Here is a 13,899-nt window from a genome sequence, read left to right as displayed (position 1 = left end):
ATCACCTCTTCATCAATAGAATCTACAATATTTCCAACAATATAACTGGCATTTTTAGGCATAAAAAAAATATATTCACATGCGTGAATATATCAAAGCAAATTTTATTGTTTCGCAAACTTTGCCAACTCTTTATTAAATTTATCCTGTTGATCAAACATTAAACCATGCCCGCTATATTTGAATTCTATCAGATGAGAATTCGCAATTCCCTGGTTTTGCGCAAGCGCTAATGGAAAACGACAAACTTGATCATGAATTCCGTGCATAATCAAGGTTGGAACACAGATTTTTTCCATATCTGCAAACAATTTTTCATCCTTGATCCAAGTCTGGGCAACGGCAGCAGTTGCCCAGCTCGCCGCTTCTAATCCCAATTGAAAAAACCATTGATTGAGTGCTTCTGTCTTATACTGAAAGAAAAAAATATCACCAAACCCTTGCAGCATTTTAGGCCGATCGGTGTAAGTACCCTCAATAATCTGGTCAACAGCTGATTTCTCTAATCCATAAGGAAAATACTTACGTTGAATCAGCGATGGAACTGCCGCTGCAAACAAAGCCAATTTCGCTACTCCGAACCCTTTATGACGCGCCATATATCGTACTGCAATCGCTCCGCCAGTCGAATGCCCGCCAAGCGTAATATCACATAGCTTTAGCTTTTCAATCACACAGTAAACATCATCTGCCAATTGGTTATAATCATATCCATGCCAAGGTTTATCCGATTTGCCAAAGCCTCGAGTATCAATACCAATACACCGAAATCCCAGCTTGGGTAGTTGATTAAATTGATACTCAAACATTCTCTGATTCGCTGGCCAGCCATGTAAAAATACAATCGTATTTTTACATTCCGGATTAAGATCCTCTACGTAAACTCTTACATTTGATTCAACACGAACATAGTATCCCATTCTAATTCCTCCAAAAGAACTTTCTTATGACTAACATATTCAAGAAAGTTTATAGAAAATACAAATGAATACAATATTTCATGACAAAAAGAAAAACCGACACTCGGTCGGTTTCAGACTGTAGAAAACTACTATATTTATGTTAATAACTTAGCATTCGTTCCACTTATATACTAGTACGAAGATAGGCTGCCGGTTGGTGAGAAGTATACATCAATATGTTTCACGATGATTAAATTCGGCAGATTCCACCCAATCATTTACACGATTGAACATATCAATGATATTTTCTATAATCTCCATATGCTTTTCTTCTTCTTGCATAAGCTTTGCACAAAGATCTTTTTCTACCTGTCCACTCAACTCATCCCGCAATTTTTTATAGAGTTCAACGCTCTCTTTTTCTTTTTCCAATGCGGATAAATATACGTCAACGGGCTCTTTCTTTAATTTTGTAACCAATGTTTTGTCCTCTATTAAAGAATCTGTATCCAAAATGAAAACATTTTGTACTGTATGTAAAAGAGGATTTTCCTGCAATTTTTCTGGCGTATCCTTTTGAACGGACTGAATAATTTGATGATGACGCTGCTCATCTTTCGCAAGATCCATGAAAACTTTCTTCAAATCATCATGATTTGCTTTCTCCGCTAAACGCATATAATATTGTTCACCATCTAATTCCATCTGTAAAGCATAATCAAAAATATTCACGTCAACTACCTCCAAAACTAACTTCATTTTTGTTTTTAGTATAATACAAAAGTAAACCTGAAAACAACAAAATTTAAACATACAAAAACAAACAACCTCATTATTTCGTATAAAAAGGATTTGTGCATCAAAACGTGGCAACTTTTGTTATCGTACCCGACCTTTTTCAGAAAAATACAATCTGGAGGATAAAAGATGACCGACTTACCTAAAAAATCCGTTTGTTTAGCAAAGTAAGCTTAGGATTTTAGTAAGTCGGTCTTTTTTCAAGTATTTTGAAGATTCGCGCCCTAGACTTTTATTCTACGCGCTTCTTTTTAAAGATAGAAACTAAAAATGCGCTAATTTTTTCTCTGAAATTTTTAGTCTTTATATCATCAAGCAAAGTATAAACGACCGGAACTACAACCAGCGTCAATATGGTTGAAGTAACCAGACCGCCGATAATGGCATGTGCCATAGGCGCTCGTGTTTCCGCCCCCGGACCTACACCTAAAGCTAAAGGTAGCATCCCAAAAATCATGGCCAATGTGGTCATCATAATCGGACGCATCCGGACAAGGGCTGCATCAACCAATGCTTGATTGCGTTCTACCCCTTTCTCCATCGACTGTTTTGCAAAGTCGATAAGCAAGATCGCATTTTTGGTCACTAGCCCCATTAGCATAATTACACCAATTAAAGACATCATACTAATCGTACTGCCAGCAATCACTAACCCCAGAATCGCACCAATGATCGCCAACGGTAATGCTAACATGATTGAGAATGGATCGATATAACTTTCAAATTGGGCAGCTAATACAAAGAAGATAAATAAGACGGCCAATGCCAATGCTACGACAATGCCTGTGAAGGCATCCGACATTTGTTCTGACTGTCCAGTAGTTACAAACTGATACCCTTCCGGTAACTGAATTGTCCCTAGTTTTTTGTCTAACTCTTTGTTAAATTCCCCTAAAGTTACACCATCTCTTAAATTAGCGGAAATTGTGATCTGATCCTGACGATCATAGCGCTTAATTTGCGTAGGACTTGTTGCATAAACAGTTTCGGTAATTTGAGATAAAGGTACCATAATGGTTTGTCCATTTCTATCTCGATTCGAACTTGCTAAATAGATATGATTTACATCTGACAGATCTTTACGATCCCCAGGAGCTAGAATCAGACGGATATCATAAGCATCATCATCTTCTTTAAACTCTGATACGACAGTACCGTTAAACATCGTCTGCAACGTACCTGAAATCGAAGAAGTGGATACGCCTAAATCAGATGCTTGATCACGATTTACAATGATTTGTACGTCCGGATTTCCCGCTTCATGACTAGACGTTATATCCACAGCGCCTGATGTCGTCATCATCATCGCTTCAACCTGTTCTGCAATATCGGCTAAAGTATCCAATGAAGGTCCTTGAATTACCAATGAAATTGGCTTTCCACTGGACATACCGGATTTTTTAGAAACACTAACCTGTGCCCCCGGAATGCCATCTAACTTCTCACGCAATTCAACAATAATCGCATTATCGCTGCGCTTTCTTTCACCCTTTTCTGTAAGCTTCGTTAAAATATTGATACTCCGGCTATCGGTATTACTATAGGTTGTCGTAACCTCAGGCAAGGTCCGGATGACTTGGTCCATATTGTCGGCAATCATTCCAACTGCCTGCACACTCATGCCCGGATCTACATTGGCACTGATCGTAATCTCACCACTATCCGAATCAGGAATAAAGGTCGACCCTAACAATGGTGTTAATGCCAAGCTACCAACAAATAAAGCCCCAACGATAAGCATTACTTTACTTCGATGCCCTAAAGCATATGCAAGAAATTCACCATATCGCTTTGTTGCCTGATTAAATTTGTCGTTAAAAGTATCCCATAAACGCTTTATTCTGCCGGTGGAGGATGTTTTACTGCTATGATCTAAATATTTAGATGATAACATCGGCGTTAACGTGAATGCAACGAGCAGCGATACTAGTACACTTACCGCAATCGTAATCCCAAACTCTTTGAAAAATTGCCCCACAACGCCTGTCATCATACCAACCGGAAGGAATACAGCCACTAAAGTTAACGTTGTCGCTGTAACTGCCAGCCCAATTTCATCTGTTCCCTCTGAAGCCGCTTTAAATTTGTCCTTGCCCATTTCTAAATGACGTACAATATTTTCAATAACCACAATTGCATCGTCAATTAAAAGTCCAACCGCTAAGGACAGTGCTAAAAGTGACATTGTATTCAGTGTAAAATTTAAAGCTTTCATCGCTAAAAATGAAGTAATAATCGAAGTCGGAATAGCAATCGCCGCAATCATTGTACTCCGCCAATTTCCTAGGAATAAAAATACGATCGCAACAGCCAATACACCACCAAAAACTAAATTAAACAATACATCGTGAATCGATTCGTTAATATTTTTGGAGTTATCTCTCACTAAAGAGATTTCTACACCTGAAGGCAAATCTTTTTTCATTGCTTCAAGTTCTTTTTTTACATGACTTGCCACTTCAACTGTATTACTACCGGATTGTTTCATAATATCCAGCCCGATGGCCGGACTACCATTTAATTTTGTAATTGAAGCAACACTCTTTGTTGTATCCTCTACCGAAGCAATATTCTTAACAAATAGTTGTACACCGTCTCTTCTTACAAGCGGCAAATCCAAAATTTCCTGCGGCGTGGCTAAACTTCCCATCGTCCGCAAACTGGTCTCCCTTGTTCCATCTGTGACCTTACCGCCAGGAGTTTCCATATTCTCACTGCGTAAACTATTCGTCACTTCGGGAATCGTCAACCCATACGCAGCCAATTTGTTGCTATCCATATAAATTTGAATTTCTCTATCCAATCCACCTTGTACGTTAACAGCCGCTACACCATTGATAGATTCTAAGCGATCTGCTACAGTATCTTGGGCAATCACCGTCAATTCACGCTGGCTGATATTCCCTGTTAATGCAATAGATGCAATCGGAGTTTCCGACGGATCATATCTGGTAACTACCGGAGCTTCAGCATCATCAGGAAAATCGCCTTGCAAACGTCCAACTTTATCTCTAACATCCTGTGCCGCTGTGGCTGCCGAAGTTTCCATTGTAAATTGAATTACCGTTGTTGAATTACCCTCATGCACTGTTGAAGTAATATGGTCAACCCCCGCTATAACGCTGACAGTTTCCTCCACTTTCTGCGTAACCTTTGACTTTACCTGCTCAGGCGAAGCTCCAGGGTAACTTACAGTAACCGCTACAACAGGAATTTCCACATTAGGATATTCATCTACATTTAATGAGATATAGCTAAATAATCCTAAAACAACAAGCGCTAAAATCGTAACTGTCGCAAATACTGGACGCTTTAAGCTTATATCCGTAATTTTCATTGTCTATCTCCCTCTACTCAGCTACTTTAACCGCTTCATTGTCTTTTAATTGATTTACGCCACTAACAATTACTTTGTCTCCCTGCTGTAAACCGCTTTTAATTTGAATAGAATCATGATCGGCTTGCCCAATCTCGATTTGATGACGAACCGCCTTTCCGTCTTCTAAAGTAAACACATAATATAAACCTTTTTTCTGAATAACCGCTGATTGCGGTACACTAAGAACTTGTATCGGCTCACCAGTAACTAATTGAATCTTGGCAAACATTCCCGCTTTTAACGCACCATCTTCATTGTCTACCTTGATCTTAGTTCTAAACATTCGACTGCCAGAATCCGCCTCTGGATTCATGCCATCAACAAGCCCGGTAAATATCCTATCATGATAGGCATCTACTTTAATCTCAGCCATTTGTCCAACCTTAACCTGTCCTAAATCTTTTTGCTCAATATTTACAACAGCTTGCACCTGACTGATATCCTGTACGACCATTAAAGCTGTACCAGAGGATACCACTTGACCTACAGTTGCTGTTTTATTTGCAACGACACCATCTACAGGTGCTGTTACCACGCCATACCCTAATTGTTGATTTGCATTGTCACAGCTGACTGATGCACTTGATAAATCAGCTTGCGCGCTCTTTAATTTTGCTTCTGCTGTATCTAATTGCTGCTGAGAAACAGCACCTTGACTATATAATTTTTGATAACGATTATAATCAGCATTTGCCAAATCATAATTGACCTCAGCCTTGGTTAAAGCATCTTTTGCAGTACGTACTGCATTGCTTAATTCGACACTTTCTAAACGAATTAAAGGATCACCAACGCTTACCGCTTGTCCTTCTTCGACTAGAACTTGCTCAATTTTCCCCGCAATTTTTGCACTGATCGTTGCGGAAGTTTTTCCTTCAATAGAACCATTCAAAGAAAGCCCTGACACGGCCTGTGTATACTGCGCATCCATAACACGCACAGCGACTCCGTCATTCGTTTCTGCTGTTATCTTTTCCTTGGAAAAAACACCACTTTGAAATACAAAAAACACACCCACCAACAAAACCAATGGTACGAACCAATATTTAAACTTAGGCCCCTTCATTCTATATGCCTCCTTTAATTCCAATTAAACCTCAATCGCTGCACCTTTAAGCATACCTACCGGATGGTAGGTTTAGAATAGAAAAATAACCTCACATTAAATTCGGAGGCTTATTTCTTTTAAGAACATATCAATTGTAAAAAACTATCTGTCATCTGTTTACGAACATCGAGATTATTCAATTTTTCGCCCAGCGATATTTGTCCATTCAGCATTGCTAAGATCATAACTGCCAGAACATGTACATCTGTATTGGCGCGAATTTCGCCCTTCGAAACAGCGGCTTTCAATCTTTTTTCAATCGCCTGACAAATCATCACATGACTCCCATCAATACGTTCTTGTATCTTTGGAAAATGATTCATCACTTCCAGTATAAAACTTGCATGATTTTCACGATAATCTGATTGCTCCATTCCTAGCATATTTTGCGCATACACACTGAGCTCTCGTTCGACCAAAATAGAATGCAATACCTGCTGCAAACTGCCTTTACGATTAAAAATCTCCATATACTTGGCTTCCATTTGGTCAAATAAATAATGTACAGCGGCATCTAACAAATCTTCTTTACTAGAAAAATAGTGATAAATTCCGCCTTTCGTTATGCCCACTTCTGCAGCCACATCTACTAAAGAAACGTATTTATAGCCTCGTTTTAAAAACAAACTTAAAGCAACCCGAATAATATTTTCTTTCATTACATTATCGTCTCCCCATACTACCGACCTACTAGACGGTATGCAATTATTATCATATAAAAAATTTTAACTGTCAATTGAAAATTCTACCTCATACGTTTATATCATTTTGTTTCCTTTATCCATATTTCATTATCCTTTTATTTGCTTTTTATGACAAATCTATTATAATGTATTAAATAAGAACATTACTATTTAATACTATTATGGAGTTGAAAACTATTTAATGAAAAATAACTATTTATCTTACATACTATCCATCATATTTTGTATAATGATTTTCCCATCAATCGCCAATGCTCAGACCGAAGCCCCTAAAATACAATATGAAAAGGGCGTTGTGATTTCCGTCCAGCCTATAGAAAATCAGTCCTTTCAAAAAATGAAATTTAGCAAACAAGATCTGGTTAAAATAAAATTGACCTCTGGCAGTGAAGCAGAACAAGAAATCACTACAATAAATAACCAACCTGAAAGATCTGCATTTGGTACGATGGAAGTACATGAAGGTGACAAGGTAATTGTCGCAGCAATTCATCACACCGGTAAAATCGAATATCATATCAGCGATTTTCAGCGTGATACTTATATGTATTGGCTAGCTGGAATTTTTGTCGTTTGTTTATTGATTTTTGGAAAAATGGTTGGATTTAAATCAATTCTTGTGATTGCTCTATCTTGCTTTTTAATTTTTAGCGTGTTTTTAAATCAAATTTTAAAAGAAAATCATTTAGATATTGGTCTCATGGTTTTTTTACTTTGTACAGTCATTGCAATTATTTCTCAAACCTTCATCAGCGGTTGGAACAAAAAAACGCTTGCCGCCATTTTAGGTACGGTCAGCGGTGTCATAATCGCAGGTATTTTATCTAAACTATCCATCTATTTTATGCACTTAACCGGCTTAGAAAATGAAGAAGCTATCATGCTAAAAGCAACCGCTTTATCCCATGTAGATTTTCAAGGAATTTTATTCGCCGGGATGGTTTTAGGTGCATTAGGAGCTGTAATGGATGTAGCGATTTCTATAGCCTTTTCAATCAACGAAGTAAAAGAGCATGCAAAGGAAGTACGTTTTAAAACATTATTTAGGACAGGCATGAATATCGGTCGTGACATTATGGGAACGATGTCAAATACGCTAATTTTAGCTTATGTGGGTTCGTCCCTACCCTTACTTTTATTAATATCCGTACAAAAAGATCTTTCCTTCACGAGAATCCTGAATTTAAATTTAATTGTGACCGAAATCGTAAGAGCGCTTACAGGAAGTATTGGCCTAATTTGCGCAATACCCCTGACAGCTTGTATCGCTGCCTATCTATTTTGCGATAAACATAAGAAACATTAATAACAAACACTTAATTTTATAAATGGGAGGAGAAAAATGCAGAAGATGCTCTACCAAAATGCAAAAATTATATTCAGTTGCATGATCATGATCTATGCGTGTATAAACTTTTCTACTGTATCAGCACAAGCGATTCGCGGCAATCCTCTAGCGCCCATTACAATTGTCGAATACATTGATTTTCAATGTCCTGATTGTGTCGATTCAAAAAAAATAGTTGACCAGATACTCCAGACATATGATGGCAAAGTGCAGTTAAAGTTAAAGCACTATCCACATGACACACATCCCTACGCGATGTCTGCAGCACAAGTCTTTGAAGCCCTAGCTAGGCAAGATGGAGAAAAAGCCTGGGAATTTTACGATTTGACGATGACAGAACAATCTGTTTTAAAAAGAGGCAATTCCGGACTGCAATACTTCGTGGATAAGCTCAAATTATCCCCAACACAAAAAAATCAATTAAATCGTGACCTTGCCGACCCAGTAATTGAAGAAGACATCAAAAATGATATGGAAGAAGCAAATAAACTAGGGTTTCACCATACACCCAATTTCTTCATCAATGGAATACATGTAGCGAAAGCTGATTCCATTGAAGCTTTCTCACAAATGATTGATTCTTTATTAATATCAACCGCTTATTAAGCGCAAGGTAAATTTAATTTTAGAATGGAAGTAATGCGTTTGAAAAAAATTATCTATACACTGTTTCTCATATTCTTGATTCCTACTACAGCTTGGGCTTGCGACTGTGATCCTGATGCGAGTCCATGGTACAAGCATCTTCCAACGCCAGCGCTCGGCTATATCGCACAAGAATTTGACAAAATAGCCCCCGCCCCAGGAATGAATTGGAGTGGTGATGCTGACGACTGGTTTTTAAATGCAGCGCAATTTGGCTGGATAGAGAAAACAGCGCCGCAAGAGGCCCAAATCGGTGCAATTATACTTTGGAAAAATGCTAAGCAGGAGGTATCCGTCGGCATAATCCGTCAAGTAACTACCGATCATATCATTTATGAAGCACTGCATAAAGATGGTACTCCAATACAAACTTCTCTTGATTTTAGCATACTTTTCAGTCAAGGCGATTTTATCGGCTATATTTATCCTCAAAAAGTAAATAGAGGTAAACAAGATCGACTTATTATATATTGATTTTGCCGTATTTATAAGAAGCCCCTCATTCGCACACCCTAAGGTTACGAATGAGGGGCTTTTGTTGTGATAAAAGCAAGTACTGATTTAAGGGAAAACATATGGCGTAGTATTGTTAGGAACTGCCTTAATCCATGTTACTTTAACAACTGGAGAAGTTTTTCCATCACGTGTATTGTTCTCTATAACACCTTGAATTTGATACCAATCGCCATTATGATATTCATCGGCATGATCCATTTCGCATAAAACACCGGCCGGAAGAGCATCAGCTACACAGCAGCCTACAACAAATCGAATTAAAGAAAAATGTGCCTGAGGCGTTGACCCATCTATATAGATAAAACCTTTCATATCAATTTCTTTCCCCACATACGCTTGAGGAAAACGTTGCAGCTCGGACATAACATCAAGAAAATTGGTATCCGATACTCTGATTAAATTAGCATTCCGCATCTCAGCTACAATTGGCCGATCATTTTGTTTAGAAATCGCATTGGTCACTTGGCTATTCAGCCCTTTATTAGGAACTAGACTCGCGTTAAGCGAAGTATTGGGTAACAGTATAGCAATTGCCAGCGTGAAAAAGAACGGAGAATAGCGCCAGTACCTGCTGCAACATTTGGATTGCTCCGTAGATTTATTCCAAGTCTTTTTCAACTTCCAGCACTGCAATAAAAACATCATAAAAAATAAACCATTCGATAATTTAATTAAGTTTATAATTCTAGGATGAACATACAAAGTAATTTGCTCTGTCATGATGAGCCAAAATAGCAATAAAACAAAACCTAATAATATTACGGTTCTTACTACAGCCTCCTTGTTTAATTTCGACATATGCTTCCGCCTCCTTTCTTTCTATGCATTTATAAAAACATGTACGTTGTGAATGCACACAATATTGAAACAATCGTAACTAAAAAGATGACAAATCTTAAACGAAAAGCGTGCAAAAGCATGAATATATTTTTAATATCGATCATTGGTCCAAATACCATAAATGCAACTAAGGACCCCGGCGTAAAACTGGTGTTAAAGGATGAAGCAATAAAGGCGTCCGCTGTGGAACACACCGAAATTAAAAAAGCAAACACCATCATTACAAAAATTGATAAAACCGGTTCATGCCCAACACTTAGCAACGTTGCTCTTGGTATAAAAGTTTGTGCTATCGCCCCTAGAAAAGATCCAATAATTAAATACTTGCCCATTTCAAAGAATTCACTACATGCATCATCTAAAACACGCAAGAACTTTCCACTTGCTGTAACTCGTTGTTCAGAATGCGCGTGACACGCACAGCAACCCCCATGATGATGGTCATGTCCGTCGTCAGCTTGTTCATCTTTTAATTCTGTACCTGCAAATGCTTCACTGACGAGCGCTGCACTAATATAGGCGACTAAAAAAGCAATGCCCAACCTTGCTATAGCCATTTCAATACTATTAAATGCATACGCAGTAGCCACAGCGACAATCGGATTTATAATAGGTGTTGAAAGCATAAAGGCGACCGCACAATATAAAGGTACGCCTTTCCTAACCAGCCTACGAACAATCGGTACCATTCCACAGTCGCAAGCAGGAAAAACAATTCCTATCAAACAAGATAACACAATACTCGCCATCTTATCCTTTGGTAGTACCCGCTGTATCAATTCTTCAGAAACAAAATTATGTAATATGGATGAAACGATTACACTAATTAGAATAAAAGGTAATGCCTCAATAATAATTCCTAAAAATATTGTTTTAAAATTAAGAATAACTTGCCACGTCTCAAAGTCGAATATCTCCAAATGAATCCATCCTTATTACTTTAAGCAAATAAAATTTTCTCAAAGTATATTTCATACCCTATATAAAAACATTGTTCTTATATCTTTGTATATTGTAAGCGATTGCAAAAAATGTAGCAACCTATAAAACTATGATTTGGAGATGCAAGCCGTTTAGATTTAAAAGTAATATTATTCTATTTCTTGGGCAAAATACTAAAAACTAAAAAGGAGGCAAAACTATGCCATTAACTCAAAAAGAAACGCAGTTGCTCCAAGATCAAAAATCACACGAAAAGATTTGTATTGAAAAGTATCAAAAATATGCGCAGCAGGCTACAGACCCAAATCTTAAACAATTGTTTCAAACCTATGCACAACAAGAACAGCAACATCTGAATACCATTGAATCAATTTTAAATGGTCAAGTCCCTAATATGAATCAATCACAATCACAGCAATCTCAATCTTCCTCACAACAACAACCTGCGCAGTCGAATCAACAAAATAATACACAAGCGCAAGCTACAACAAATGCATCCGTTCCAAACCAAAAGGACATGATGCTTTGCAGTGACATGTTGATGACTGAAAAATATGTCTCGGGTGCTTATGACACCGCCATCTTTGAATTTACCAATGCACAAACTCGGCAAGCATTAAACCATATTCAAAAAGAAGAACAAGAACATGGCGAAGGAATTTTCAACTACATGAGCAGTCATAATATGTACAGCGTCCAATAAAACTTGCCACTCGGATCTGTCTTAGAATTTTCGGTCTGTTTGCAGCAATGAGAAAAGGAAATCTATTCGTTTATGGATGTATTAAGATTTTTAGAAATAAAATCTTAATACATCCTCTTTTATTTTAAAGGCTTATTGCACATTGAAACACACTACATTATGTAATTAAATTACTTCTTGCATACTATACGCAATGCAACCTGCATATGTATTTTATAATGATAAACTATATATGGAGGAATTCTTCTGGAAAACTTATTATCCTTACAAACTTATTTATCCACTATGATGGATTGGAATAATTTAATCAATTTCAAAATCATATTGCTCAGTATTATCATTGAAGCTTTTCCATTTATGCTGCTCAGCGTTATCGTTTCGGCTTTAATTCATAATTTCGTCACGGAACAAGCCATTCATAAAATCCTGCCTAAAAACAAATTTTTCAGTGTCATCATCGCCAGTTTGTTGGGCTTTATTATTCCAATGTGTGATTGTGGCATCGTTCCAATCGTACGCCGTTTATTAATGAAAGGTGTTCCATTACATACTGCCATCGCTTTTATGCTGGCGGCACCGATCACCAATCCTGTCGCTGCTGCTGCAACGCTGTATGCCTTTCGCATGAATAGTGATATGGTTTTTTTTCGACTTGGAATTGCAATTTTCATTGCTTGCTTTGTTGGACTCATGCTGGATTTCTGTTTCAAACGTACTGCATTAAAATCTCCCCATCCTTCTCAGGCTCTATGCAGTTGCTGCTCGCATACAGCCAATGAATACGGAGGGCAGCATTCTCTTTTTGACAAAATCATTTATACGATTCGAGATGCAAGTAATGAATTTTTTGAAATGGGAAAATATTTACTCTGTGGTGCCATTTTAGGCGCATTAGCACAAATCTTCTTGCCGCGTGAAACCTTGTTATCGGTGGGGCAAAGCCCCATCCTTTCCATTGGCGTCATGATGTTATTTGCTTTCCTCATCTCTGTGTGCTCAGCCGCAGATGCCTTCATCGCTGCCTCTTTTAGTTCAAGTTTTTTGCCAGGATCACTTGTTGCTTTCATGGTCTTAGGTCCAATGGTCGATGTAAAAAATACGCTTATGCTTTTGCACGCATTTAAACTACGCTTTGTTTTATTGTTGACTTTTACGGTTATTACTTTATGTGCTTGCTCAGCGTATATCATAAATCAACTTTAAGGAGGTTAGACAATTGAGATCTCGCGTTCACAAAAAACAAAAAAATGCGCTCAATATGAACGCATTTACGCAAACCATCTTACTTTTCGGTTTTTGGGTTTTTCTGATTTGGCTTGATCTAACAGAACAACTTCCTTTATATATTAATCCAAAATTTATTATTTTTACAGAGATATCTTATTGCTTACTATTACCGATGCTGATCATACGCTTGTTTGATACCTTTTTACATTCTTCCGAATCTCACAATCATTCTAAATTGAGTCAACTCTCTTATGTTCCATTCTTCATCGTACTTCTATTAGCCGCAGCCTTGCCAACGAATACTTTGAATGCAAATCTGGTAAGCAGTAAAGGTTTAAATAATACCTTGTTGCTGAACAATCCGTCAGGGATGATACAAGATGTACCGCGACCATTGGCCAAGCAATTTCATCAAATCGATACAATCCAAGTAACTGATTTAAATTATACGGAAGCAGTAAGTGAAATCAACGATTTTGCCAAAGATTATCTGGATAAAAAAATCTCTATGACAGGTTTCGTTTTTCGCAGTCCAGATACCACAGGTCAACTTTCTCTTGTCCGTTATGTAATTACATGCTGTGTCGCAGATTCGCTTCCCTATGGCGTTACGTGTGAAATAAAAAATGCCGAAAACTATGCAGACGGAACGTGGCTTTCAATTGAAGGAAATCTAAAAGTAAAGCAACAGGAGAACAAAACAGTCCCTTTTATCAAGGTCACTTCAGTGAAACAGATTGAAGCACCAAAGAAACCGTATGTATTCCCCTACAATTGACAACACTTC

General features: G+C 37.7%; 13 protein-coding genes. 6 read left to right on the top strand and 7 right to left on the bottom strand.

The genetic code is table 11. The features are described from left to right. Positions 1 to 104: 104 nt before the first annotated feature. The 5 genes from BN6559_RS14405 to BN6559_RS14385 form a co-directional block, all read right to left on the bottom strand. Entirely contained in the window at positions 105 to 920 is an 816-nt protein-coding gene (locus BN6559_RS14405) for an alpha/beta fold hydrolase (RefSeq protein ID WP_110955375.1), read from the bottom strand. A gap of 213 nt (positions 921 to 1,133) precedes the next feature. Beyond that, positions 1,134 to 1,634 (bottom strand): ferritin-like domain-containing protein, encoded by a 501-nt coding sequence (locus tag BN6559_RS14400; RefSeq protein ID WP_110955374.1) that lies wholly within the window; start codon positions 1,632 to 1,634, stop codon positions 1,134 to 1,136. A 298-nt stretch (positions 1,635 to 1,932) separates the two neighbouring features. Further along, positions 1,933 to 5,037 (bottom strand): efflux RND transporter permease subunit, encoded by a 3,105-nt coding sequence (locus BN6559_RS14395; protein WP_110955373.1) that lies wholly within the window; start codon positions 5,035 to 5,037, stop codon positions 1,933 to 1,935. Positions 5,038 to 5,050: 13 nt separating this feature from the next. After that, positions 5,051 to 6,145 carry an efflux RND transporter periplasmic adaptor subunit gene (locus tag BN6559_RS14390; protein WP_110955372.1) on the bottom strand — a complete coding sequence of 365 codons (1,095 nt, stop codon included), beginning with the start codon at positions 6,143 to 6,145 and terminating at the stop codon, positions 5,051 to 5,053. A gap of 119 nt (positions 6,146 to 6,264) precedes the next feature. After that, on the bottom strand, positions 6,265 to 6,846 hold the full coding sequence (locus BN6559_RS14385; RefSeq protein ID WP_110955371.1) for a TetR/AcrR family transcriptional regulator: 582 nt from the start codon (positions 6,844 to 6,846) through the stop codon (positions 6,265 to 6,267). Positions 6,847 to 7,072: 226 nt separating this feature from the next. Between BN6559_RS14385 and BN6559_RS14380 the strand changes: the two genes are divergently transcribed. Genes BN6559_RS14380 through BN6559_RS14370 form a run of 3 tightly spaced genes read left to right on the top strand, consistent with a single transcriptional unit; the run spans position 7,073 to position 9,358 of the window. After that, positions 7,073 to 8,197 (top strand): YibE/F family protein, encoded by a 1,125-nt coding sequence (locus tag BN6559_RS14380; protein WP_110955370.1) that lies wholly within the window; start codon positions 7,073 to 7,075, stop codon positions 8,195 to 8,197. A gap of 36 nt (positions 8,198 to 8,233) precedes the next feature. After that, on the top strand, positions 8,234 to 8,845 hold the full coding sequence (locus BN6559_RS14375; protein WP_110955369.1) for a DsbA family protein: 612 nt from the start codon (positions 8,234 to 8,236) through the stop codon (positions 8,843 to 8,845). Between the two features lie 39 nt (positions 8,846 to 8,884). Beyond that, positions 8,885 to 9,358: a hypothetical protein gene (locus tag BN6559_RS14370; RefSeq protein ID WP_110955368.1), complete on the top strand. Its 474-nt coding sequence runs from the start codon at positions 8,885 to 8,887 to the stop codon at positions 9,356 to 9,358. 87 nt (positions 9,359 to 9,445) lie between these two features. Here the strand turns inward: BN6559_RS14370 and BN6559_RS14365 are convergent, their stop codons facing one another. Further along, complete coding sequence (locus tag BN6559_RS14365) at positions 9,446 to 10,198, bottom strand: TIGR03943 family putative permease subunit (RefSeq protein WP_110955367.1); 753 nt, start codon at positions 10,196 to 10,198, stop codon at positions 9,446 to 9,448. Positions 10,199 to 10,227: 29 nt separating this feature from the next. After that, a complete protein-coding gene (locus tag BN6559_RS14360; protein WP_199884023.1) occupies positions 10,228 to 11,160 on the bottom strand; it encodes a permease in 933 nt (310 codons plus the stop codon). 221 nt (positions 11,161 to 11,381) lie between these two features. On the opposite strand from BN6559_RS14360, the gene BN6559_RS14355 reads away from it, so the two are divergent. The 3 genes from BN6559_RS14355 to BN6559_RS14345 all read left to right on the top strand — a co-directional run bounded on the left by BN6559_RS14355 (position 11,382) and on the right by BN6559_RS14345 (position 13,890). Continuing rightward, a complete protein-coding gene (locus BN6559_RS14355; protein ID WP_110955365.1) occupies positions 11,382 to 11,885 on the top strand; it encodes a spore coat protein in 504 nt (167 codons plus the stop codon). A gap of 285 nt (positions 11,886 to 12,170) precedes the next feature. Further along, a complete protein-coding gene (locus BN6559_RS14350; protein ID WP_110955364.1) occupies positions 12,171 to 13,088 on the top strand; it encodes a permease in 918 nt (305 codons plus the stop codon). A gap of 13 nt (positions 13,089 to 13,101) precedes the next feature. Then, on the top strand, positions 13,102 to 13,890 hold the full coding sequence (locus BN6559_RS14345; RefSeq protein ID WP_199884022.1) for a TIGR03943 family putative permease subunit: 789 nt from the start codon (positions 13,102 to 13,104) through the stop codon (positions 13,888 to 13,890). Positions 13,891 to 13,899 lie beyond the last annotated feature (9 nt).

The sequence above is a fragment of the Massilibacillus massiliensis genome, assembly GCF_900086705.1.
In the GTDB taxonomy this organism is placed as follows: Bacteria; Bacillota; Negativicutes; order FLKF01; family FLKF01; genus Massilibacillus; species Massilibacillus massiliensis.
This window is presented reverse-complemented; position numbering and strand designations above follow the sequence as displayed.